Below are 21,374 nucleotides of genomic sequence, written 5' to 3' on the forward strand. Positions count from 1 at the left end.
GGAGCCCCCCACATGCACACGACCGACACCCCGCCACCCCTGCCCACCCGCCGCCCCCTCCTCGATCCCGCCCCCGAGTACGGGCGTTGGCTCGCCGAACGGCCCCTCGTCAGGATCAGCCTGTGGGGCGACACGCACCCCTGGCTCGTGACCCGGCACGAGGACGCCCGCGCCGTCCTCAGCGACCCGCGGTTCAGCTCCCGGAACACCCGGCCGGGCTTCCCCGGCCTCCAGCCGACGCCCCCGCCACCCACCCCCGGGCAGCTGTTCTCGATGGACCCGCCCGACCACACGCGGCTGCGGCGCATGCTCATCCCCGAGTTCACCTTCCGCCGGGTCGAGCAACTGCGGCCGGCGATCCGGACCATCACCGGCGAGCTCCTCGACAGCCTCGTCGAACAGGAGCAACCCGCCGACCTCGTCGAGCACTTCACCCTGCCGCTGCCCCTGCTGGTCATCTGCGAGCTGCTCGGAGTGCCCTACGCCGACCGGGACTTCATCCACCGGCAGGCCGCCGCCTTCGCCACCGTCACCGCCGGACCCGAGGCGATGCGGGCCGGCTGGGCAGCCCTCTTCGGCTACCTCCAGGAACTCCTCGCCGCCAAGTCGCGCGAACCGGGCGACGACCTGATGAGCAAACTCGCCACGGAACGGGTCGCCACCGGCGAGGCCACCCCGGCGGAAGCGGCCGGGATGCTCGTCCAGCTGCTGATCGCCGGACACGAGACGACCGCCAGCATGCTCTCCCTCGGCGCGATCGCCCTGCTGCGCCACCCCGACCAACTCACCGCGCTGCGCGCCGACGACGACCTGGTGCCGGGCGCGGTGGAGGAACTCCTGCGCTATCTGACGGTCGTCCACATCGGCATGCGCCGCATCGCCACCGAGGACGTCGAGATCGGCGGCGTCACCGTCCGGGCCGGCGAGGGCGTGGTGGTCGCCCTCCAGGTGGCCAACCGCGACCCGGCCGTCTTCGCCGGCCCCGACACCCTCGACCTCACCCGGGACGCCGGACAGCACCTGGCCTTCGGGCACGGACTGCACCACTGCCTGGGCCAGTCGCTGGCCCGGGCCGAACTCCAGATCGCGCTGCCGATGCTCTTCCGGCGGCTGCCCGGACTGCGCCTGACCGGCACCGCTCCCGAGGAGTACGCCTTCGAGGGCCGCGCGATCCACGGCGTACGGGAGCTGCCCGTGGCCTGGTAGGGGGCGCGACCGAACGGGCTCCGTGGACCGTCGTGCGCCACGGAGCCCGCGCGCCCGCCGCGACGCGGATCAGGCCGTGCGGATCAGGCGGTGTGCATCAGGTGGTGCGGGTCAGGCCGTGTGGAGCCGCAGCCCGTACCGGTTGAGGATCTCGTTGACCGGCTGGTACCAGGTCTCGCCGCCGCTGGAGCAGTTGCCCCAGCCGCCGGAGGTGACGCCCTGGGCCTGGTCGCCGCTGATGAAGGAGCCGCCGGAGTCACCGCCCTCGGCGCACACACTCGTCTTCGTCATCTGATGGACGGCACCCTGGCTGTAGTTGACGGTCTCGTTCTTGGCCAGAACGGTTCCGCAGCGCCAGTGCGTGGTGGAGCCGGACCGGCAGATCGAGGCACCCACGGGCGCCTCGGCGGAGCCGCGGACCAGCCGGTCGGGGATGGTGCCCCAGCCGAGCACCACCGGCACGGTCCACCAGCCGCTGCCGACACTCACCCACGCGTAGTCGTCGCCCGGGAACGACGACCCCTGGAAGGTGCCGACATAAGACCGGTCCCAGCCGTACACGGCGGCACCCGTCCCGCCGCAGTGCCCGGCCGTGACGAACCCGCCGTGCACCGAGAAGCCTATGGAGCAGCGGACGTTGCCGGTGTAGTAGGGGTCGCCGCCCACGGTGCCGGCGGCGAGGGTCTGCGGCGCGGAGGCGGTGTGCCGGACGGTGACGGGGCCCGCCTCGCGGGCCTGGGCGACGAAGTTCCGGACATCGTTGTCGGCCCGCTGCGCGTCGACGACGTTCACGACGACCTTGTTGGCCTCGGCATCGACGTACCAACTGGCGACGCCGTCAGGCGCGTTCAGCGTGTCGATGCGGTTCTTCACGGCATCGAGCCGCCGGGCGCTGTGCTCGACGAGCCGTACGTCCGCGCCGGTCGCGCGCACGGCGTCCACGCTCGCTCCACGCGTGACGGCGACGGTCAGCGTGCCGCGCTCCGCGTCGAACCAGGAGCCGCCGTAGGACGAACCGGCGACGTCTTTCGCCTTGCGTTCCACGGCCGTCGCCTTCTTCTCGGCGGACAGCCGCTCCTCGGCCTGACTCCTCGTCAGGCCCAGGTCGCGCTGCATCGCGGAGAGGAGACCGGCGGAGGCCGGTGCTTCGGTGGAGCGTGGGGGAGTGTCGGCGGCGGAGGCGGGCAGGACGCTCGCCGTCGCCCAGGTGCCGAGCAGGAGGAGTGCGGACAGTCCGGTGCGCATGGCTGTGGTGCGTCTCAAGGGATGGCCCCTTCGTTGTTCCAGCAAAGTGGGGTGGAACAGCAGAGCTTTGAGAGCGCTCTCGTGGCGTGCGCGGCAGAGCCTAACCGGTGATCATGGAAAGGTCTACGCCAATCCCGTGAGCATGGCTCGTTCGTGCTGTTCGTGCCATCTGGGGGTACCTGCGATTACATCGCCACCAGGACCAATCCGCCGCCTCGCCGGGATCGGATTACGTCCGGAGATGTCCGAGCTGCGGAGGCCCCTGTGAAAGAAGCCGTATATATCGGCAGAAATCCCTCACCTGATTCCGACCTTCAGGAACTGGTGGGCCGCGTGGCCCTGGGGGACGAAAAGGCGTTCGCCTCGGTCTACGACATGGTCGTGAGCCCGGTCCTGGGTGTCGTGCGCGCCGTCCTGCGTGATCAGGCCCAGTCCGAGGAGGTCGCCCAGGAGGTGCTGGTCGAGGTGTGGCGCACCGCCCCGCGCTACCGTGCCGACCGCGGAACGGCCATCAACTGGATCCTCACGCTCGCGCACCGCCGGGCGGTGGACCGGGTGCGCTCGGTGGAGGCCGCCGCCGCACGGGACCACAAGGCCGCGCTGCTGGACCGGACGCCCGAGTACGACGAGGTGACCGAGCAGGTCGAGGCCCGGTTGGAGCGGGAGCAGGTGCGGCGCTGCATGCGCACGCTGACCGAGATCCAGCGTCAGGCGGTCACCTTGGCCTATTACCGCGGGCTGACCTACCGCCAGGTGGCGGACGCGCTGACCGTGCCGTTGGGCACCGTGAAGACCCGGCTGCGGGACGGACTCATCCGACTGCGCGACTGCCTGGGGGTGACCGCGTGACCGCCATGGACCTGCACCTGATGACGGGTGCCTACGCCCTGCACGCCCTGCCCGACGAGGAACGCGAGGTGTTCGAGCGTCACCTCGCCGGCTGTGAGACGTGCGCACAGGAGACCGCCGAACTGTCCGCCACCGCGGCCCGTCTGGGACTCGCCGTCGCCGTGGCACCCGCCGCGGCCCTGCGCGAGCAGGTGCTGCGCCGGATCACCACCGTCCGCCAGCAGTCGCCCACCGCGCCGGTGACCGCCCGCGCGGGCCGTACGGTTCCGCGGGGCAGGCTGCTGTCCCGCTGGGCGCTGGCCGCCTGTCTCGCGGCGGCCGCCGCGCTGGGCGGGTCGACGGTATGGCAGCACCAGCGTGCCCAGGACGCCCTCGACCGGGCGAGCCGGGCCGAGCGCGCGGCGGACGATATCGCCGCCGTACTGGCGGCGCCGGACGCCCGGACCCGGGCCGGTGCCCTGGGCGACGGCGCCACCGGTTCGGTCGTCGTCTCCCGGAGCCGGGACAAGGCCGTGTTCGTCGTCACGGGGATGGCGCGTCCCCCGGGCGGCAAGGTCTACCAGCTGTGGTTCGACGACGACGGCACCATGCGGTCGGCCGGTCTGATGGATCCCGCCCGCACCGACCAGACGGTCCTGATGCGCGGTGCCGTCGACGGGGCCTCCGGCATGGGGGTCACCGTCGAACCGGCCGGCGGCTCGCGCCGGCCCACGTCCGCACCGCTCGCGCTGATGGACCTGCCCGCCTGACGGACGGCAGGTCAGACGACGCCCGTGACGGTCACGGTGACCCGTGGCGCGGGCTGCTCGGGAAAGAGGGCGGTCAGGCGCCGCTCGACGGACTCCCGGGCGGCTCGCGCCACGTCCACCGCCCGGGCCCGGCGGAGTGCGACGACGTGGATCTCGACGTGCCAGACGCCGGTGCCGTCCGGTCGGGTCATCCGCACCCCGGCGGGGTCGGCTCCGCCCGTGCCCGGCTCCGGCCGGGACACCGCCGAGCGCAGCCGGGCGGCGAGCCCCGGTGTGAGGAAGGCGACCCCTTCGGCGCTCTCGGCAGCCCTGGCGACGTCCTCGACGAGCGTTGTGTGCGCGGTACGCGGAGTGTGCGCGGTGCGGGTGGTGTGCGCGGTCATGAGGTACGACCTTCCTGGCCGTCGGCCGAGGTGTCGACGAGGTCGGTGACACGGATGTCCACGGCGGCCACGACCATGCCCAACTCGCGGTCCGCGGCCTGCCGTACCCGTTCACGCACCCGGTCGGCCAGGTGCGGCAGGACGGCGCCGGCCGGGGCATGGATGTCGAGGCGGACCGTGACCGCGCCGGAGTCGGGATCCGCGTCGGCGGCGACATCGATGAGGCGGCAGGAGCCCGCCCGCACTCCCTCCACCGTCTCGGCGGCCGCGCGCAGGCTGCGCGCGGCGACCGCTTCCATGATCCACAGGTCCTCGTCGGGTTCCCCCAGGGGCAGGGGCCGGCCGGGGCGCAGTTCGAGGCGGACGACGTCCATGACCCGCCGCGTCAGTGGTTCGGCGTCGTAGGCGGAGGCGTCCGCCGCGTCCTCCCGCAGCCCGCGCACCGCCGACTCCAGCTGGTCGAGTCCGTGCACGGCCTGCCGGCAGTGCGGGCAGGAGCGCAGGTGGGGATCGGCCGCCTGCCGCTCCCAGGCGTCCCAGACCTCGAACAGCAGCCGTCCGCAGGGCAGTTGCTCGTCGTCGCCTTGGACCGGCGTGTGGTTCGGCGGGTCGGTGTGGGCTGTCATCGCCAGGCCCCCAGTGCTTGTGTGAGACAACGGCGTGCGCGGAAGACGCGGGCACGGACGGCTTCCTGGCTGATGCCGACCGCGTCCGCGACGAACTCGTAGGAGCGGCCGTCCAATTCTCGCAGCACCCAACAGGCACGCTGTTCGGCCGACAGCAGGTCGAGAGCCTCCCGCAGCTCACGGACCGCGTCGCGGGCCTCGGTGATGCGGACCGGGGACGTGGCGTGCTCGGCCGCCGGCAGGTCACCCACCGTCTCCAGGGGCGCCACGGGTTTGCGGGCCCGCAGCACGTTCAGACAGCGGTTGGTGACGATCCGGTACATCCAGGTGCCGAAGGACGCCCGCCCGTGGAATTCCGGCAGGCTGCGCCAAGCGCTGAGAAAGGCGTCCTGTACGGCGTCCTCCGCCTCGGCCCGGCTGCCGAGCAGGCGCGTGGCCAACCGGATCAGTGCGGGCGCGTGGCGGCGGACGAGTACGGAGAAGGCGTCCTCGTCGCCCTCCGCGGCGCGGATCGCCAGCAGGGTGTCGTCCGTGTCGTCTCCGGCGTCCGGTGGTGCGCTCTGTGTGCGGGCCCCCGCCACTGGGCGGCTCCTCTCGTGCGGTGTACGAAGGCTTGGACACCCGTGTGCCGTGCCTGTTACGCACGACTTCGGCGCGGAACGCCCCACCGGATGCGCCGGCCCGGCGCACAGGCCGGAAATGAACGTCGTCAATATGATTCATCCGTAGCCGAAGCGTGGACGGATTGGTCCGAAAGAAAAATTCATTCGATCGGGGAGACGACCAATCCGCCCGGTGCGCGGAGCCGGATTCCCCACGTGATCGACGACGAGAAGGAACGGCGAAATCCGCGTGACGTGACACGGCTCGCGGCGGGTGCGCTCAGCGGTGTTCTGGCAGGTTGTGCCGCGCTCGCCACGGCCGAACTGGCCTCGGCCGCCGTCCGCCCGCAGGCCGGTCCGGTCGTCGCGGTGGGCGGCGCGGCGATCGACCGCACTCCGGCGGCCATGAAGGACTGGGCGATCCGGAATTTCGGTACTCAGGACAAGCTGGTTCTTCAGCTCGGAATTCTGGCCGTGTTGACGCTTTTCGCCGTGGCGCTGGGAATTGTCGCGCCGAAATTCCGGCGCACGGCTTCCGCGGGAGTGCTGCTCTTCGGCGCGGTCGGGGCGGTGGCGGCCGTCAGCAGGCCCGATACGGCCGGTCCGTCCGACGCCCTGCCCTCCGTGGCGGGCGGGATCGCCGGCTCCGTACTGCTGTACGTCCTCGCCGGGCGTCTCGCGCTACGGCCCGCGGGACCCGAACCGACCGAATCGGGATGGGACCGCCGTGGGTTCGTGATCGCGGCGGCGGCCGCTGCCGTGGCCTCCGCGGGAGCCGGTGCGGCGGGCAGAGCGCTGGGCGGAGCCCGTACCCGGGACGCGGTCGCCGCACGCAACGCTCTGGTGCTGCCGGCACCCGCCTCCGCCGCCCCCGCGATCCCCCGGGGCGCCGGGCTGCGGATCCCCGGGGTCAGCCCCTTCATCACGCCGAACTCCGACTTCTACCGCGTGGACACCGCCCTGGTGGTGCCCAAGGTGGACGCGACCAGCTGGCGGCTGCGGGTACACGGCGAGGGCGTCGTCCGGCCGGTCACCCTGTCCTTCGACGACCTGCTGCGGCGGGAGCTGGTGGAGCGCGACATCACACTGACCTGCGTGTCGAACGAGGTCGGCGGCCCGTACGTGGGCACCGCGCGCTGGATCGGCGTACCCCTGACCGCGCTGCTGGCCGAGTGCGGGGTGCGGCCGCCCTCGCGGGGAGGCGCGGCGGACCAGCTGATCGCCCGGTCGGTGGACGGTATGACCATCGGCAGCCCGGTCGAGGACGTCATGGACGGCCGCGACGCCCTCCTCGCCGTCGGAATGAACGGCCGACCGCTCCCCTTCGAACACGGCTTCCCGGTCCGCATGGTGGTACCCGGCCTCTTCGGCTATGTCTCCGCCTGCAAGTGGATCAAGGAGCTCGAACTCACCACGTTCGACGCCTACGACCCGTACTGGGTCAGGCGCGGCTGGGCGCGCGAAGCTCCCGTCAAGACCCAGTCGCGCATCGACACGCCCAAGCCGTTCGCCCGCCCCCGGACCGGCACGGTCATGATCGCCGGAGTCGCGTGGGCCCAGCACCGCGGTGTCGACAGGGTCGAGGTCCGCGTGGACGACGGCCCCTGGCAGGAGGCCCGGCTCGCCGCGGAGGACTCACGCGACACCTGGCGCCAGTGGTCCCTTCCCTGGCAGGCGACCAAAGGCGCCCACACCCTCACCGTGCGCGCCACCGACCGCACCGGCGCGGTGCAGACCGAACGGCGCACCCGCACGGTCCCCGACGGTGCCTCCGGATGGCACTCCGTGGTCGTGACCGTCGACTGACCCTCCCCTGACCCCCCTGACCAACTGTCCCCATCCCTTTATGCAGGCAGCTTCCCGCTGCCGTGACCAACAGGAGAAACACCATGATCACCCGTTCCCGTCGTATCGTCGTGACCCTGGCGGCGGCCGCCGTTCTGCCCCTCGCCCTCAGCGCCTGCTCCGACAACGGCGGTGACTCCTCCGGTGCGGACGCGTCCACCAATGCCTCGGCGACCCCGTCCGACGACGGCATGGGCGACACCGGCTCCGCCGCCTCGGCCGACGCGCCGTTCGGCCCGGCCTGTGCGACGGTGCCGAAGGACGGTGCCGGCTCCTTCGACGGCATGGCCCAGGACCCCGTGGCCACCGCCGCCTCCAACAATCCCGCCCTGTCCACCCTGGTGACCGCGGTGAAGAAGGCCGGCCTGGTCGACACCCTCAACAACGCCGAGAACATCACCGTGTTCGCGCCGACCAACGACGCCTTCGCGAAGATCCCCAAGGCCACCCTGGACAAGGTCCTCAACGACAAGGCCCAGCTGACGAAGATCCTCACCTACCACGTCGTGGGCCAGAAGCTCGCCCCGAAGGACCTCGACAACGGCTCCTTCGACACCCTGGAGAAGTCGAAGCTGACCACCTCCGGCTCCGGCGAGTCCTACACCGTCAACGACAGCGCCAAGGTCGTCTGCGGCAACGTCAAGACCGCCAACGCCAACGTCTACATCATCGACAGCGTGCTGATGCCCACCGCCTGACCGGACGCCGGTCGCGGGCATCTTGTCCGCGAGCACCGGCCGAGCGCCGTACGCCGCCCCGACCACCAGTGGCCGGGGCGGCCGTCGTCGCGCCGGACCCGTGCGGGTTTCCCGGCGTCACCGCGTCACAGGCGGCGCCGGGCGGGGTCTGACGGAGTGACGGGGCCTGACGAAGTGAAGGCACCGAGCCAACCGGCTCAGCCAGAAGGGGACATGCCATGACCACACAGAACGCAGCCCTCACCAAGGACCTCTCGGCGCCGCGGACCGGGTCCACGGCCCAGGCGACCACGGCCGTGTCGGGCGGTGCCACCGGCGCGGACCAGCCGGCCGCCGACCGGGGCAGGACCTCGATCGCCGATCTCGTCGTCGTGAAGGTGGCCGGCAGCGCGGCCCGTGAGATCCCGGGCGTCCACGACATGGGCGGCGGACTGTCGCGCACCATCGGCGCCGTGCGGGACCGGGTGCCCGGCGGCCGCCCCAACGTCGGGCGCGGGGTGAAGGTCGAGGTGGGCGAGCGTCAGGCGGCCGTCGACCTGGACCTGGTCGTCGAGTACGGCGTGCCCATCACGGACGTGGCACGCGACGTGCGGGAGAACGTGATCGGCGCGGTGGAGCGCATCACCGGGCTGGAGGTCGTCGAGGTGAACATCACGGTCAACGACGTCCGGCTGCCCGAGGACGACGACTCCTCGATCGGGTCCGACTCCCGGGTGGAGTAGCCGTACTTCGGCACGGACGGGCGGATCCGGAACCGGATCCCGATGAGAGGTGGAGGGACGTGAGCACACCCTTGGTAGGAATGATCGCGGGGATGGCCCTGGCGTTCGCCGGCTGGTTCGGCGGCTTCGGCGCCTCCCTGCTGGTGGCCGCACTGGGCGGCCTCGGCTGGGCGGTGGGCCGGTGGATCGAGGGCGGCGGCCGGGCCCAGGACGTGCGGGACATGTTCGAGCGGAGCCGCCGATGACCGCCGCCGGGCGGCCCGGGACCACCACGGTCGCGGAACGGGCCGTGCGCAAGGTCGCCGAGCGGGCGGCCACCGAGGCGCTGCCCGACGGGGCGCACGGCCGGCCGGCCAAGGGCGCCGCGTCCGTACGCGGAACAAGAGCGCAGGTCTCCCTCGGGGTCACGCTGCCCTATCCGGCTCCGCTGGCCGGGACGGTCAGGAGTGTCCAGCAGCATGTGACGGGCCGGACACGGCAGTTGACCGGGCTGGACGTGCCCACCGTGGGCATCGAGGTCACCTCCCTCGCGCCGCCGCGAGCCACCGGCGGCGCTGTGCCCCCGGCCGATCCGGCCGATCCGGCCGACGAGCAGGCACCGGACAGCCGTACGCCCAGGCGTTGTTGGTCGCGGCGGCGGGTTCCGGCCGCGCTGCTCGCCGCGGCGGCCGCCACGGCCTGTGGCGCCCTGGCGTTCGACCTGGTCCGGGTCCACCTCGCGCACCGCCCGGCCGCCGCCTGGCGGGTCTCCACCGTGCACTGGTTGTCCGGACACGGTCCGGGAGACGCGTCCGTGGTCGTCGCGGGCGCCGCGACGGCCCTGCTGGGCCTGGGGATGGTCCTGCTCGCCGTCACACCCGGACTGCGTCGGCGGTCGACCGTCCGCGTCCCCGCACCGCGCGTCGAGGCGACGGTGGACCGCTCCGCCGTGCGGGCGTTGGTCCGCGACGCGGTGAGCGAGGTGGCCGGTATCGGGGCGGTGCGGGTACGGGTACGGCGCCGCCGGTTCACGGTGCGTGCTGGGCTGGCCTTCGGGGACCGTGCGGGCGCGCGCGCCGACGTCACGGCGGCGGCCGGCGACGCCCTGGCGTCCTGCCGTCTGCGGCGTCCCCCGCGGCTGCGGGTCGTCGTCACCCCCGAGGCCGCCTGGCAGCCGCCGCCTTCCGCGATGCCGACGGCCGATCGAGGCCCCGGCCTGCCCGAGGAGGGTGAGGCGTGATGCGACAGACCCGTACCGCGCCCAACCGGTCGCTCCTCGGCGCCGCGGGCCTGGCCCTTCTCCTCGCGGGTGGGTGGCTCACCGCCACGGCGCCCGCCGTCGCCGAACGACTGCCGTCCTGGTGGCCCGCCGCCACGGGCGGCGTCCTGCTGGACCGCGACCGGCTGGTCCGACTGCGGGGCGAGGACTGGTGGGTACCCACCGCCATGGCCGCCGCGATCGTCCTGACCGCGCTCTTCACGTGCTGGTTCCTCGCCCAGTTCCGCGTCGGCCCGACCCGGAACCTGCCCCTTCCCGCTCCCGGCGGAACCGTCCGCTGCCAGGCGCTGGCGGAGGCGCTCGCCCTGCGTGCGGCAGCCGTCCCGGGTGTCGCCCGCACGCGCGCCCGCGTCCTGCCCCGGCGCCGGCGGCGGCTGGAGGTCCGGCTACGGGTCCGGCTGCAACCGGACGCGTCCCCGGACACCGTCCTGCCGGCCCTCTGCGCGGTGACCGCGGAAGCGGAGCAGGCGGTGGCGCCCTGCACCACCCACACCCGGATCCGCCTCAGCACGCCGTCGCACCGAGTTCCTCGTGTCTGCTGAAGCGGCGAGCGGGACGCCGGGCCGCCCGTCTGTGCCGCCCGTCCGCCGAGGGCACCCGCGGTCACAGCAGCGGGACGTCCCCCGCCCCGTAGGACTCCTCCGGCAGCGGGCTCGGGCGGGCCTCGGGGGCCAGCAGATGGGCCACGACGGCCGCGGCGGTGCGGTGCCAGAAGGCGTGGCGGCGCAGCATGGCGTGGTCGCCGCCACCGACGACGGCGAGCCCCGCCCGATCCGCCGCGCCGCGTGCCCGGCGTACGCAGTCCGCCGTCTCGGAGAGCGAGGTGACGCGGTCCCGGTCGCCGTGCAGGGCGACCACGTGACGGCCCGCCAGGTGTGCCACGGGCTCGCCCGACGGCCACCAGGGCGCCAGCCCCAGGACGGCCCGCACCTGCGGATGGTCGGCGGCGCGCAGGGCCGCCCGCGCGCCCATCGAGTGCCCGACGAGCACCGTCGGCACCGGCCCGGCGAGTTCGGTGAGACGGCGCAGCGCCTCCCGGGTGTCCGCCACGGGGTCGGCCCGGGTGCCGTTCCAGCCGCGCAGGCGGTACCGCACCTGGGCGAGCAGGACGTCCTGGTGGGGCAGCCCGGCCTCGATCTCGCGGTGCAAGGGAAGCATGCGCAGCCCCGCGAGGTGCCAGGGCCGTGACGGCCGGCCGCTGGTCTCACGGCCGCCGTGCAGCACCAGCACCGCGGCCCGGGGGCTCGCGGGAAGGAATCGGGGCACGAGCGCACCGCCCGGAGACGGGACGAAGCCGGTCTCGTCCTGGTGCACGGCGGGCACCCCCTTGTCGATCCGTTCCCGTCCCATCGTCCTGTGCCGTCCCATCGTCCGTCATCGCCGCCCGGGCGGCCGGGGGAAGAAGCCACTGGTGCGGGCCCGGTACTCGGCGTAGCCCGGCCGGTCGGCCATGTGCCGTTCCAGCAGGCGTTTTCCGCTTCCCCTCACCAGCAGCAGACTCATCACGACCGGCGACACCACGGAGACGGCGGCCGACTCCGGCGCGTCGCAGGCGATCAGGAACAGACCCCACCACACACAGAAGTCCCCGAAGTAGTTGGGGTGCCGCGTCCACGACCACAGCCCCCGGTCCATGATCCGGCCCCGGTGGGCGGGATCCGCCTTGAACCGGGCGAGTTGGGCGTCGCCGACCGCCTCGAACGCCAGGCCCACCGCCCACAGCGCCGCGCCGGCCCAGGCGAACGCCGACAGCGGGCCGAGCACGAACTGCGCGGCCTGGACGGGCAGCGACACCAGCCAGACCAAAGCGCCCTGCAAGAGGTAGACCATCCGCAGCGCGTACGCGTTCCGGTTGCCGGGAGCCTTGGCGAGCATCGCCTCGTAGCGCGGGTCCTCGCCGTGGCCCCGGCCCCGGCGGGCGATGTGCGCCGCGAGCCGCAGCCCCCACACCGAGGTCAGTACGGTCACCAGGATCCGCCGGGCCGGGTCGCCGTGGCCGGTGGAGGCGACGAGGGTCACCACGGCGACGGCGGTGAAGCCGACCCCCCAGGCGGTGTCCACGATCCGGTGGACACCCGTGCGCACCGCCACGGCGAAGGTCACCAGCATGACGGTCAGAGCCGCCGCGGCGGCCCAGGCGAGGGCCGGCGCGAACGCGCTCCACGGGAAGCCGTTCACGGTCCCACGTCCCGCCGGCGCGCGGTTCCCGGCATGCCGCCGGTACTCGCGGGCCGTACGCCCGGCATCCGGTCCTTGGTGAACAGGTACTGCTGGACATCGAGGTAGCCGGAGCGGAACCCGGCCTCGGAGTAGGCCAGATAGAAGGTCCACAGGCGGCGGAAGGTCTCGTCGAAGCCGAGCGCGTGGACCGCGTCGGAGTTCTCGGTGAACCGTTCCCGCCACAGCCGCAGGGTCTCGGCGTAGTGGGCGCCGAAACCGTCACGGCGGGCCGGACGCAGCCCGGTGTGGTCGCGGACGGTCTCCTCGATCGCCCGCGTGGACGGGATGAACCCGCCGGGAAAGACGTACTTGTGGATCCAGGTGAAGGTGGAGCGGGTGGCGAGCATCCGGTCGTGCGGCATGGTGATGGCCTGGAGCGCCGCCCGGCCTCCCGGTGCCAGCCGTGCGTCCAGGGTGCGGAAGTACTCGGACCAGAACTCGGCGCCGACCGCCTCGATCATCTCCACGCTGACGACGGCGTCGTACTCCCCACGCGCCTCGCGGTAGTCGCACAGCTCGATGCGGACCCGGTCGCCGAGCCCCGCCGCGGCCACCCGCTCCCTCGCCAGGGCCTGTTGCTCCCGGGACAGGGTCAGCGAGGTGACCCGGGCGCCGCGGGCGGCGGCCCCCAGAGCCAGTTCGCCCCAGCCGGTCCCGATCTCCAGCAGCCGGGTGCCCTCGCCCACGTCGGCCAGGTCGAGCAGCCGGTCGATCTTCCGGTGCTGGGCCGCGGCGAGCAGGTCACCGCCGGCCGGGAAGCCGCGGAAGAGGGCGGAGGAGTAGGTGAGGGTGTCGTCCAGGAAGAGGGCGAACAGGTCGTTGGAGAGGTCGTAGTGGCGGCTGATGTTGGCCCGGGAGCCGTCCGGGGTGTTGCGCTCGTGGTGCGGGTGGCGCAGGGCCCACAGACCGCGCAGCCGTTGCAGCGGGGCCGGGACCAGCTCGGCGGCGTGCGCGGCGAGCACGGTGAGAGCGGCCACCAGATCGGGGGCGTCCCACTCGCCGGCCATGTAGGACTCGCCGAAGCCGACCAGCCCGTGGGTCCCCACCCGAGCGTGGAAGCGGTCCGGGTCGTGCACCTCGATCAGCGGACCGCCCCGGCCCACGGGATCCGAACCGGCGAACCGCACCAGCAGGGGAAGCCCGCGCAGGGCGCGTCGTACGACGGCCTCGGTCACGGCGGTACGGGACCGCGACGCACGGGGTACGGCGGCGACGTCGGGCCAGCGGGAGGAATCGACGGCGGCGGTGTGCCCGTGGCGGGCGGTGCCGGGGTCGGCAGTTCTCATGTCGGGTTCTCCGGAGTGCGGTGATCATCGGGGCGCGGTTGGACGGGCAGTCCCCGCAGGTACAGGCGGATGCCGTGGACGCGGATCGCGGCCGACACGGCGAGGGTGGGCCAGGGGTGCCGCAGGGCCAGCCGCAGCAGGGCCGCCGGGCGCGCCGCGCGCCGGGTGCCGCGAACGGTCGCGGAGAAGGCCCGGCCGCCCTCGCGGTCCAGGTGCACGGTCAGGTCGAGCCGCTTCCCGGGCTCCGGCAGCCGCATGCGGTAGCGGCCGTCGACCGGGAAGAACGGCGAGACGTAGAACTCCTTGTCGGTGCGCGCGGTCCCGGTGGCGTCGGGGCGCAGCAGGTAGGAGTGCCGGCCGCCATAGGTGTTGTGCACCTCGGCGACCACACAGCGCAGCTCGTCGGCGGGGCCGTGGCACCAGTACAGGGTGAGCGGGTTGAACACGTACCCGAGCACGCGCGCGTGGGTGAGCATCACCACCCGCCCGCCGTCCAGGCACACGTCGTGCGCGGCGAGGAAGGCGTCCAGCCCCGCCCGCACGGACGGCTGGTCACCGGCGAAGTGGTCACGCGGGTCGAACCGGGCCAACGGCCTGAGCGGACGCGGAAGTCGGGGGAGGCGGTCCGGATCGACCAGCCACAGGTAGCTGCAGTGCCGCAGCGTGTACCGCGTCGGAGCCGCCCGCACATGCGTGATCGTGCACGGGTACAGAGCCGGTACGGCGTTCACCAGCGTCCCCCGAGCGCGGCGGCGGCCCGGACACCGGAACGGCAGCCGTCCTCGTGGAAGCCCCAGCCGTGGTACGCCCCCGCGAACACACAGACCCGGCTGTCGAGTTCGGGCAGCCGCTGCTGCGCGGCCACCGACTCGGGGGTGTAGACGGGGTGTTCGTAGACCATCCGGGCCAGTACCCGGTCGGGGGCGACGCGGTCCTCGCCGCCGAGCGTGACCACGAACGTCTCGGCGGCGTCGAGGCGTTGCAGCCGGTTCATGTCGTAGCTGACCCGCACCCGGTCCGCGCCCGCGGCACACGAGGGCATCAGGTAGTTCCAGCAGGCACGGGCGCCGCGGGCGCGCGGCAGCAGCCCGGTGTCGGTGTGCAGAAGGGTGCTGTTGCGGGAGTAGCGGAACGCCCCCAGCACCTCCCGTTCCCGGTCGGTGGTGTCGGCCAGCAGCCGCAGCGCCTGGTCCGGGTGCACGGCGATCACCACCGAGTCGTACGACGCGCTTGTGCCGTCCCCGGCCGTGACGGCCGCCCCGTCGGCGTGCCGTCGCACGGACCGCACCGGGGTGGCGGTACGGACCTCGGGGATGTGCTTGGCGATCCGGTCGACGTACTCGCGCGACCCCCCGGTCACCGTGCGCCACACCGGTGAGCCGCCCACCGACAGCATCCCGTGGTGCTCCAGGAAGCGGAACAGATAGGCGGCCGGGTAGCGCTGGGCGATGACCGCGTCGCAGGACCACACCGCCGACACCACCGGCGTCATGAAGTGGGTGCGGAAATAGGCGGAGAAGCCCTCCCGGTCCAGGAACTCGCCGAGCGTGAGCCGGTCGTCGCCGCCCTCGGCCATCAGCCGTCCGGCCGCCCGGTGGAAGGCCGGCACCTCGGTCAGCAGCCGCAGATAGGGGCCGCGCAGCAGGTTGCGGGGCCGGGCGAACAGTCCGGACGGGCCGCGGGCGCCCGCGTACTCCAGGCCGCATCCCTCGCACCGCACCGACATGCTCATCTCCGACTCCTGCGTGGCGACACCGAGTTCGTCGAAGAGCCGCAGCAGGTTCGGGTACGTACGGCGGTTGTGCACGATGAACCCGGAGTCCACCCGGTGCACCCGTCCGTCGTACGGCGATGTCGTCTCGTGGGTGTGCGCGTGCCCGCCGAGCCGGTCGTCGGCCTCGTAGAGGGTGACGTGACGGGTCCGCGCCAGGATGTACGCGGCGGTCAGCCCCGCCACCCCGGCGCCCACCACCGCCGTACGCCGCGCCTCGGTCGCCCCGGCGTCCCCGGTGTCGTGCCGGCCGTCCCTCGACGTCCGCTCCATCGCCGCTTCTCCTGCCCATCGAGATCAGGTGTCCGGGCGTAATCCGGAGCAGGTCGGGCGACGGATTGGCGGCGCGTCCGATCGATCGGAGGGCAGGTCGGCAGTCGGCGGGGCGTCGAGGGCGTCTTCGGTCAGGGCAGGCTCGGGGTGGTCCTCCGCCGGGGATCAGCTCGTACGCGTGCCTCCCGGCCGTCGCCGGCCGTCGTCGACCGGCGTGTCCGGGGCGGGCGGGGGAGTCGGCACGGTCGCGTGCACCGGGTGCGTGTCCTCACCGGCGGGCACGGCCCGCGTCCACAGGCCCGCGACCAGGCCCACGATCACGACGGCGATGCCCAGCCACACCGACGGCCCCGGTACCCCGGAGCCCGCCGCGGCTCCGACGACCGCGGCGGCCAGCGGTGCGATGCCGGTGAGCAGACCGGCCCGCCCGGCGCCGACGGAACGTACCGTCGAGTACCACAGGACGAAGGCGACCGCCGTCACCATCAGCGCCAGGTATCCGGCGGCCGCCCACTGCCCGCCGGTCAACTCCCGTGCGGCCGAAGGCCCTTCGAGGGTCACACCCAGGACGGCCAGCATGACGCCGCCCAGCCAGGCCGCGTGCACGGACACCCCCCACGGGCCGTGCCGTCGCAGTACCGGCACCGCGAGCAGGGTGAACCCGGCCTCGCAGCCCAGGGCGAGGGCCGCCCAGGCCACGCCCACGGCATCGGTGCGGCCCGTGCCCTCCACCAGCACCGCACCCGCCATGACGACGGGCGCCGCCAGAAGGACCTGACGACTGGGACTGCGGCCCTCCAGGAGAGGTCCCATCACCCCGAGGAGCAGCGGGACGCACGCCACGGCGACGGCGATCACCGCGGGCTCGGCATGGGCGACGCCTCGGACCACGGCCACGTTGAACAGCACCAGCCCGGTGAGCGCGAGCCCGGTCAGCCACAGCCACTCCCGTCCGCGCGGCCACACCAGCCGGGCACCGGCGAACCGGGCGATGACCACGAGAAGGGCGGTCGCGGCCGCGTACCGGACGGCCTGCGTGGTGAACAGCGGGGCGTCGACGAGGGCGTGCGAGACGGTGACGCTGCTGCCGACCAGTGTCATGCCGATCATGCCGGGCACGAGCCGGGCGAACGAGGTGGAAGGAGTGTTCATGGCGTCCACCCTGCCCGCACAATGGACGCCATGGGCAGGTCCACGAAGTCACCGTCCGAGGGGTCCAAAACGCCGCCTCCGATGCCGTCCGGTCCGAGTGTCGGCGAGCCGTCCCTCGGGTCGGACTTCCTCCAGCTGGACATCGGCCAGGCGCCGCCCGGCGGGCGTACCGCCTGGCTCGCCGACCGGCTGCGCTCGGCCATCGCGGACGGCCGGCTCCCGGTCGGAGCGCGGCTGCCGGCCAGCCGGGTGCTGGCCGAGGAGCTGCGGGTCACCCGGGGCGTGGTCACCGAGGCGTACCGCCGGCTCGCCGAGTCCGGGCAGATCGCCGGGCGCGGGCGGCTCGGCACGGTGGTGGTGGCGGCCCCCGCCGCGCCCCGCGACCGCGACCACGCCCCCGAGGAACCCGGGCCCGCGCTCTTCGGCTCCGCCGACCGCGACGGCGTCATCGACGCGCTGCGCTCCCTGCCCTGCCGTATCGACCTCTCCCCGGGCGTCCCCGACCTCGCCGCCTTTCCACGCACCGCCTGGCTGCGCGCCGAACGCTCCGTCCTCGCGGGCGTCACGCCGGCCGACTTCGGCTACGGCGATCCGCGCGGCGCCCCCGCGCTGCGTCGGGCCGTCGTCGGCTGGCTGGCCCGCAACCGCGGCATCCGCGCCGACCCGGACGAGGTCGTGGTGGTCGCCGGGGTGGCGCAGGCCTTCGCCCTGCTGGGGCAGCTGCTGCGGGCGGACGGCATCCTCCGTGTGGCCGTCGAGGACCCCGGATCGCTGGGGGCGCGGCAGCAGTTGGAGTACGGCGGTCACACCGTCGTCCCCGTCCCCGTGGACGCCGGCGGCATCGACGTGGGCGCGCTGCGCGCCGGCGGCGCCCGGGCGGTGCTGATGACCCCGGCGCATCAGTTCCCCACCGGTGTCGTCCTCGACGGGGAACGCCGGCGCGAGCTGCTGCGCTGGGCGGCCGAGGGCGGGGTGGTCATCGAGGACGACTACGACGCCGAGCACCGCTACGACCGGCCTCCGGTGCCGGCGCTGCGCTCACTGATGCCCGACGGCGTCTGCTACGCGGGCAGCGTCTCCAAGCTCCTGGCGCCCGCGCTCCGGGTGGGCTGGCTGCTCGTCCCCCCGAACCGGCTGGACGCCGCCGTGACGGCCAAGCGGTACGCCGATCTCGGCAACGGCATCCTCACCCAGCTGGTCCTGGCCCGGCTGATGGACTCCGGCGAGCTGGAACGGCACCTGCGCCATGTCCGGCTGCGCCACCGGCGGCGCCGGGACGTGATGCTGCGGGCCATCGAGGCCCACCTGCCCGGCGCCCGCGTCCACGGGGCGGCCGCCGGGCTGCACCTCATGGTCACCTTCGAGGACCGTCGGGGGAGCGGCCCGAACGACACCGACCTCGCCGCGGCCGCCCTCGCACGGGGCGTCAAGGTCCACCCCCTGTCCTGGCACCGGATCAACCCCGGCCCTCCCGGCCTGGTCCTCGGCTACGCGGCCGGAGCCGCCCACGAGATCGACGAGGGCATCACCGTCGTCGGCGATGCCCTGCGCGGCCTGCGCGCCGGTTCTCCCCGGTAGTTCCACCGATGCCCCGGAGCGGCCTGTCCGACGGCGGCCCGGCCGGCGGGGGCGAGACGGAAGGCGGACCCGCGCCGGTCCGGTGCGTCAGGGCGTCCCGAGGCCGCGCAGCAGCGTGTCGACGACGACGTCCGCCGCCTGCCCGGGGCTCAGCCGGGGCATCTCCCGGGACACCAGGTGCATGAGCTGGGGCAGCAGCGCGCTCGCCCATCCCTGGGGGAGGTCGGGACGCAGGAGCCCGTCGTCCGTGGCGCGCTGGAGAAACGTGTCGACCTCGCGGATGGAGGCGTCACGGCGGGCGTGGACGCTCTCGTCGGCGAGCATGCGGGCGAGGTCGACCGGCCAGGTGCGGTTGACGGCGATGATGTTCTCGACGTAGCGGTGCAGGGCGACGGCGACGGGTGCCTCGCGCAGCCGTGCGTCCTCGATGGCGTGTTCGATGGCCGTCAGACGTGCTTCGTAGATGGCGGCGAGGAGATCCTCACGTGAGGCGAAGCGCCGGTAGACGGTACGCCGGTCCACACCCGCCTCGGCGGCGATGCTCGCGATGCTCGCGCCCGGATCGGCGGCCAGCATCCGCGCCCCGGTGGTCAGGACGGCTTCCAGATTGCGTGCGGCGTCGGCTCTCACCGCACCGAGTCTAGCCGGGTCGTGGGGAACCTGAGACACCTGTCGCCTCGGGAGTGTGCGGCTGCGGTCGTTAAGCGGGACACCGTTGTGGCAGGTGGTGAGCAGGCCGATCCCGACGTGTGGGGCGGGCCGATCCCGATGTGTTTAGCAGGCCGATCATGATGTGTTGAGCAGGCCGATCATGATGTGTGCGGACGGCACGTCAGGGTCCGGACCCGGCCGGCCGCCGGGCGTGCACCCTGCCGAGGAAGTCCCGCACCAGGGAGACGACTTCCTCCAGATGGGTCTCCAGCAGCCAGTGCCCGCCGTCGAGCAGATGGAGTTCGGCGTCCGGCAGGTCGCGCAGGTAGGCGCGGGCGGCGCCCTCGGGCATGTAGCCGTCCTGGGGCCCCCAGGCGATCAGCGTCGGGGGGCGGTGCTCCCGCAGGTACTCCTGGTACGTCGGGAACCAGTCGAGGTTCTCCCGCAGCCCCTCCATCAGCCCGACCATGATCTCGCGTCGTCGCGGGGTGTCCAGCAGCGGCCAGGACAGCTTCCACAGGTCGGGGCTGATCCGCCCCACCAGGCGCTCGTCGATTTCGCCGACGAACTCGTCGCGCAGCCCCTCCTCGGTCACGGCCTCCAGCAGCCGGGTCCGCCCCTCGGGCGTCGGGTGGTCCCAGTACTCGCGGAGCGTCTTGTACTTCGGGCCGAGTTCGTCCTCGTAGATGTCCCCGTTCTGGATGACGAGGGCCGCGACGCGTTCCGGCGCGCGCATGGCCAGCCGCAGCCCGATCTGCGATCCGTAGTCGTGCAGGTAGAGGGCGTACCGCTGGAGATCCAGCGCGGTGGTGAACCGCTCCAGGAACCCGGCGTACCCGTCGAAGGTGTACGGGAAGTCGGCCGGGTCGGGGGTGTCGCTGTAACCGAAACCCGGGAAGTCCGGCGCGACGAGCCGCCACCGGTCGGCCAACGCCGGCATGAAGGCACGGAACTGGAACGAGGAGGACGGATAGCCGTGCGGGAGCAGCACGACGGGCGCGTCCGGGGGACCCGCCTCGCGGTAGAAGACGCGGACTCCGTCGACGTCCGCGTATCGGTGCACGGTCCTGAGGGCCGCAGTGTCGATCGTTCTCGCCTCCTGTGCGGGTGGGACAGGGAGACAGGCCCCGTACCCACGCGACGCCCGTCCGAACTTCCGGCCGAGGAACGGCAGGGTTCCCCCGGAAGTTGACGTGTCAACGGACGAGTGATTTAGTTGATGCATCAACAGGTTCCTTTCCTGGGACAGGAGAAGGTGTCATGAGCGAGAAGAAGGTCATCGCGGTCGCCGGAGCCACGGGTGCGCAGGGCGGCGGTGCCGTGCGGGCGATCCTGGCCGATCCGGACTCCGGTTTCGCGGTGCGTGCACTGACCCGCAACCCCGACTCGCCGGCCGCCAAGGAACTCACCGCCCTCGGGGCCGAGGTGGTGCGGGCGGACTTCTACGACGAGCCGAGCGTGCACCGGGCGTTCGAGGGTGCCTACGGTGCCTTCCTGGTCACCAACTTCTGGGCGCACGGTTCGGCGGCCAAGGAGGTCCAGGAGGTCGAGACCCTCGTGCGGGCCGCGAAGGCCGCCGGTCTGAAGCACGTGGTGTGGTCGACGCTGGAGGACACCCGGGAGCTGCTGCCGCTGGAGGACGAGCGGATGCCGGTGCTTCAGGAGAAGTACAACGTGCCGCACTTCGACGTGAAGGGCGAGGCGAACGAGCTGTTCCGGCAGGCCGGGGTGCCCACCACGTTCTTGAACACCACCTTCTTCTTCCAGGGCCTCCTGTCGGCGATGGCGCCGAAGCGGGCCGAGGACGGGGTGCTGACGCTGACCCTGCCGTTCGAGGACGGCAAGCTGCTCGCCGGTGTGGACGTCGACGACATCGGCCGCACGGCCTACGCGATCCTCCAGGGCGGCGAGAAGTTCATCGGCCACACCATCGGCCTGGCCGGCGATCACCTGACCGGCGCCCAGTACGCCGAGAAGCTGTCGGGCGCGCTCGGCGAGCCGGTGCGATTCCAGCCGGTGCCCTACGACGTCTTCCGTTCCCTGGGCGTCCCGGCGGGCGATGAGATCGCCAACATGTTCCAGTACTACGGCGACTTCGACCGCGAGTTCACCGGCGCCCGCGATCTGGACCGGCTGCGCGAGATCAACCCGGCGCTGAAGGACTTCGACACCTGGCTGGCCGAGAACGCCTCCCGGATCCAGGTGGGTTGAGGATGAGCCAGACATCCGCGTCCGGTCGTGACGGGGCACAGGGCTTACC

General features: G+C 73.1%; 23 protein-coding genes. 11 read left to right on the forward strand and 12 right to left on the reverse strand.

The window, feature by feature from the left end:
* Window positions 1-12: 12 nt before the first annotated feature.
* A complete protein-coding gene (locus K4B79_RS21520) occupies window positions 13-1,206 on the forward strand; it encodes a cytochrome P450 (RefSeq protein ID WP_232028466.1) in 1,194 nt (397 codons plus the stop codon).
* A gap of 111 nt (window positions 1,207-1,317) precedes the next feature.
* Here the strand turns inward: K4B79_RS21520 and K4B79_RS21525 are convergent, their stop codons facing one another.
* Window positions 1,318-2,451: a S1 family peptidase gene (locus K4B79_RS21525; protein WP_374208504.1), complete on the reverse strand. Its 1,134-nt coding sequence runs from the start codon at window positions 2,449-2,451 to the stop codon at window positions 1,318-1,320.
* Window positions 2,452-2,715: 264 nt separating this feature from the next.
* On the opposite strand from K4B79_RS21525, the gene K4B79_RS21530 reads away from it, so the two are divergent.
* Together K4B79_RS21530 and K4B79_RS21535 are read left to right on the forward strand one after the other, a co-directional pair.
* The gene (locus K4B79_RS21530; RefSeq protein ID WP_232028468.1) at window positions 2,716-3,300 is read left to right on the forward strand and encodes a sigma-70 family RNA polymerase sigma factor; all 585 of its coding nucleotides are present in this window, start codon (window positions 2,716-2,718) and stop codon (window positions 3,298-3,300) included.
* Entirely contained in the window at window positions 3,297-4,049 is a 753-nt protein-coding gene (locus K4B79_RS21535) for an anti-sigma factor (RefSeq protein ID WP_232028469.1), read from the forward strand. The genes K4B79_RS21530 and K4B79_RS21535 overlap by 4 nt, the downstream gene beginning before the upstream one ends.
* 11 nt (window positions 4,050-4,060) lie before the next feature.
* Here K4B79_RS21535 and K4B79_RS21540 read toward each other — a convergent pair whose 3' ends face one another.
* Genes K4B79_RS21540 through K4B79_RS21550 form a run of 3 tightly spaced genes read right to left on the reverse strand, consistent with a single transcriptional unit; the run spans window position 4,061 to window position 5,639 of the window.
* The gene (locus K4B79_RS21540) at window positions 4,061-4,432 is read right to left on the reverse strand and encodes a hypothetical protein (RefSeq protein ID WP_232028470.1); all 372 of its coding nucleotides are present in this window, start codon (window positions 4,430-4,432) and stop codon (window positions 4,061-4,063) included.
* Window positions 4,429-5,058, reverse strand: a complete 630-nt coding sequence (locus K4B79_RS21545) for an Asp23/Gls24 family envelope stress response protein (protein WP_232028471.1) — start codon at window positions 5,056-5,058, stop codon at window positions 4,429-4,431. The genes K4B79_RS21540 and K4B79_RS21545 overlap by 4 nt, the downstream gene beginning before the upstream one ends.
* Window positions 5,055-5,639 carry an RNA polymerase sigma factor gene (locus tag K4B79_RS21550; RefSeq protein WP_232028472.1) on the reverse strand — a complete coding sequence of 195 codons (585 nt, stop codon included), beginning with the start codon at window positions 5,637-5,639 and terminating at the stop codon, window positions 5,055-5,057. Before K4B79_RS21550 ends, K4B79_RS21545 begins: the two co-directional genes overlap by 4 nt.
* Window positions 5,640-5,876: 237 nt before the next feature.
* Here K4B79_RS21550 and K4B79_RS21555 point away from each other — a divergent pair, with 237 nt between their 5' ends.
* The 6 genes from K4B79_RS21555 (at window position 5,877) to K4B79_RS21580 (ending at window position 10,725) form a co-directional block, all read left to right on the forward strand.
* Window positions 5,877-7,466 carry a molybdopterin-dependent oxidoreductase gene (locus K4B79_RS21555; protein WP_232028473.1) on the forward strand — a complete coding sequence of 530 codons (1,590 nt, stop codon included), beginning with the start codon at window positions 5,877-5,879 and terminating at the stop codon, window positions 7,464-7,466.
* Between the two features lie 83 nt (window positions 7,467-7,549).
* Window positions 7,550-8,203, forward strand: coding sequence for a fasciclin domain-containing protein (locus K4B79_RS21560; RefSeq protein WP_232028474.1), 654 nt, complete (start codon window positions 7,550-7,552; stop codon window positions 8,201-8,203).
* 218 nt (window positions 8,204-8,421) lie between these two features.
* Window positions 8,422-8,925, forward strand: coding sequence for an Asp23/Gls24 family envelope stress response protein (locus K4B79_RS21565; RefSeq protein WP_232028475.1), 504 nt, complete (start codon window positions 8,422-8,424; stop codon window positions 8,923-8,925).
* A 59-nt stretch (window positions 8,926-8,984) separates the two neighbouring features.
* Entirely contained in the window at window positions 8,985-9,170 is a 186-nt protein-coding gene (locus K4B79_RS21570; protein WP_232028907.1) for a SoxR reducing system RseC family protein, read from the forward strand.
* Window positions 9,167-10,144: a DUF6286 domain-containing Asp23/Gls24 family envelope stress response protein gene (locus K4B79_RS21575; protein ID WP_232028476.1), complete on the forward strand. Its 978-nt coding sequence runs from the start codon at window positions 9,167-9,169 to the stop codon at window positions 10,142-10,144. Before K4B79_RS21570 ends, K4B79_RS21575 begins: the two co-directional genes overlap by 4 nt.
* Window positions 10,144-10,725, forward strand: a complete 582-nt coding sequence (locus K4B79_RS21580) for a hypothetical protein (RefSeq protein WP_232028477.1) — start codon at window positions 10,144-10,146, stop codon at window positions 10,723-10,725. The genes K4B79_RS21575 and K4B79_RS21580 overlap by 1 nt, the downstream gene beginning before the upstream one ends.
* A 61-nt stretch (window positions 10,726-10,786) precedes the next feature.
* Here K4B79_RS21580 and K4B79_RS21585 read toward each other — a convergent pair whose 3' ends face one another.
* From K4B79_RS21585 to K4B79_RS21610, 6 genes are all read right to left on the reverse strand, one after another.
* Window positions 10,787-11,533, reverse strand: a complete 747-nt coding sequence (locus K4B79_RS21585; RefSeq protein ID WP_232028478.1) for an alpha/beta family hydrolase — start codon at window positions 11,531-11,533, stop codon at window positions 10,787-10,789.
* Window positions 11,534-11,557: 24 nt separating this feature from the next.
* Complete coding sequence (locus K4B79_RS21590; protein ID WP_232028479.1) at window positions 11,558-12,361, reverse strand: DUF1295 domain-containing protein; 804 nt, start codon at window positions 12,359-12,361, stop codon at window positions 11,558-11,560.
* Window positions 12,358-13,689, reverse strand: coding sequence for a class I SAM-dependent methyltransferase (locus K4B79_RS21595; protein WP_232028480.1), 1,332 nt, complete (start codon window positions 13,687-13,689; stop codon window positions 12,358-12,360). The genes K4B79_RS21590 and K4B79_RS21595 overlap by 4 nt, the downstream gene beginning before the upstream one ends.
* On the reverse strand, window positions 13,686-14,420 hold the full coding sequence (locus K4B79_RS21600) for a DUF1365 domain-containing protein (protein WP_232028481.1): 735 nt from the start codon (window positions 14,418-14,420) through the stop codon (window positions 13,686-13,688). The genes K4B79_RS21595 and K4B79_RS21600 overlap by 4 nt, the downstream gene beginning before the upstream one ends.
* Window positions 14,417-15,733, reverse strand: a complete 1,317-nt coding sequence (locus K4B79_RS21605) for an NAD(P)/FAD-dependent oxidoreductase (RefSeq protein ID WP_232028482.1) — start codon at window positions 15,731-15,733, stop codon at window positions 14,417-14,419. The genes K4B79_RS21600 and K4B79_RS21605 overlap by 4 nt, the downstream gene beginning before the upstream one ends.
* Before the next feature lie 165 nt (window positions 15,734-15,898).
* Window positions 15,899-16,885: a DMT family transporter gene (locus K4B79_RS21610; RefSeq protein WP_232028483.1), complete on the reverse strand. Its 987-nt coding sequence runs from the start codon at window positions 16,883-16,885 to the stop codon at window positions 15,899-15,901.
* An 81-nt stretch (window positions 16,886-16,966) separates the two neighbouring features.
* Between K4B79_RS21610 and pdxR the strand changes: the two genes are divergently transcribed.
* Window positions 16,967-18,463 carry a MocR-like pyridoxine biosynthesis transcription factor PdxR gene (gene pdxR / locus K4B79_RS21615; RefSeq protein ID WP_232028484.1) on the forward strand — a complete coding sequence of 499 codons (1,497 nt, stop codon included), beginning with the start codon at window positions 16,967-16,969 and terminating at the stop codon, window positions 18,461-18,463.
* Between the two features lie 87 nt (window positions 18,464-18,550).
* Here pdxR and K4B79_RS21620 read toward each other — a convergent pair whose 3' ends face one another.
* A complete protein-coding gene (locus K4B79_RS21620; protein ID WP_232028895.1) occupies window positions 18,551-19,039 on the reverse strand; it encodes a TetR/AcrR family transcriptional regulator in 489 nt (162 codons plus the stop codon).
* Between the two features lie 256 nt (window positions 19,040-19,295).
* Complete coding sequence (locus tag K4B79_RS21625) at window positions 19,296-20,177, reverse strand: alpha/beta fold hydrolase (protein ID WP_232028485.1); 882 nt, start codon at window positions 20,175-20,177, stop codon at window positions 19,296-19,298.
* Window positions 20,178-20,374: 197 nt separating this feature from the next.
* Between K4B79_RS21625 and K4B79_RS21630 the strand changes: the two genes are divergently transcribed.
* Window positions 20,375-21,325, forward strand: coding sequence for an NmrA/HSCARG family protein (locus K4B79_RS21630; protein ID WP_232028486.1), 951 nt, complete (start codon window positions 20,375-20,377; stop codon window positions 21,323-21,325).
* Window positions 21,326-21,374: the final 49 nt, after the last annotated feature.

Source organism: Streptomyces lincolnensis, from assembly GCF_021173675.1.
GTDB classification, from domain to species: domain Bacteria; phylum Actinomycetota; class Actinomycetes; order Streptomycetales; family Streptomycetaceae; genus Streptomyces; species Streptomyces lincolnensis_B.

What these genes read in the sequence shown, in the direction of transcription:
- K4B79_RS21520 (WP_232028466.1), top strand. Translation starts at nt 13, where the DNA reads ATGCACACGACCGACACCCCGCCACCCCTGCCCACCCGCCGCCCCCTC.
- K4B79_RS21525 (WP_374208504.1), bottom strand. Translation starts at nt 2,451, where the DNA reads ATGCGCACCGGACTGTCCGCACTCCTCCTGCTCGGCACCTGGGCGACG.
- K4B79_RS21540 (WP_232028470.1), bottom strand. Translation starts at nt 4,432, where the DNA reads ATGACCGCGCACACCACCCGCACCGCGCACACTCCGCGTACCGCGCAC.
- K4B79_RS21545 (WP_232028471.1), bottom strand. Translation starts at nt 5,058, where the DNA reads ATGACAGCCCACACCGACCCGCCGAACCACACGCCGGTCCAAGGCGAC.
- K4B79_RS21560 (WP_232028474.1), top strand. Translation starts at nt 7,550, where the DNA reads ATGATCACCCGTTCCCGTCGTATCGTCGTGACCCTGGCGGCGGCCGCC.
- K4B79_RS21565 (WP_232028475.1), top strand. Translation starts at nt 8,422, where the DNA reads ATGACCACACAGAACGCAGCCCTCACCAAGGACCTCTCGGCGCCGCGG.
- K4B79_RS21575 (WP_232028476.1), top strand. Translation starts at nt 9,167, where the DNA reads ATGACCGCCGCCGGGCGGCCCGGGACCACCACGGTCGCGGAACGGGCC.
- K4B79_RS21580 (WP_232028477.1), top strand. Translation starts at nt 10,144, where the DNA reads ATGCGACAGACCCGTACCGCGCCCAACCGGTCGCTCCTCGGCGCCGCG.
- K4B79_RS21585 (WP_232028478.1), bottom strand. Translation starts at nt 11,533, where the DNA reads ATGGGACGGGAACGGATCGACAAGGGGGTGCCCGCCGTGCACCAGGAC.
- K4B79_RS21595 (WP_232028480.1), bottom strand. Translation starts at nt 13,689, where the DNA reads ATGAGAACTGCCGACCCCGGCACCGCCCGCCACGGGCACACCGCCGCC.
- K4B79_RS21605 (WP_232028482.1), bottom strand. Translation starts at nt 15,733, where the DNA reads ATGGAGCGGACGTCGAGGGACGGCCGGCACGACACCGGGGACGCCGGG.
- K4B79_RS21610 (WP_232028483.1), bottom strand. Translation starts at nt 16,885, where the DNA reads ATGAACACTCCTTCCACCTCGTTCGCCCGGCTCGTGCCCGGCATGATC.
- pdxR (WP_232028484.1), top strand. Translation starts at nt 16,967, where the DNA reads ATGCCGTCCGGTCCGAGTGTCGGCGAGCCGTCCCTCGGGTCGGACTTC.
- K4B79_RS21620 (WP_232028895.1), bottom strand. Translation starts at nt 19,039, where the DNA reads ATGCTGGCCGCCGATCCGGGCGCGAGCATCGCGAGCATCGCCGCCGAG.
- K4B79_RS21630 (WP_232028486.1), top strand. Translation starts at nt 20,375, where the DNA reads ATGAGCGAGAAGAAGGTCATCGCGGTCGCCGGAGCCACGGGTGCGCAG.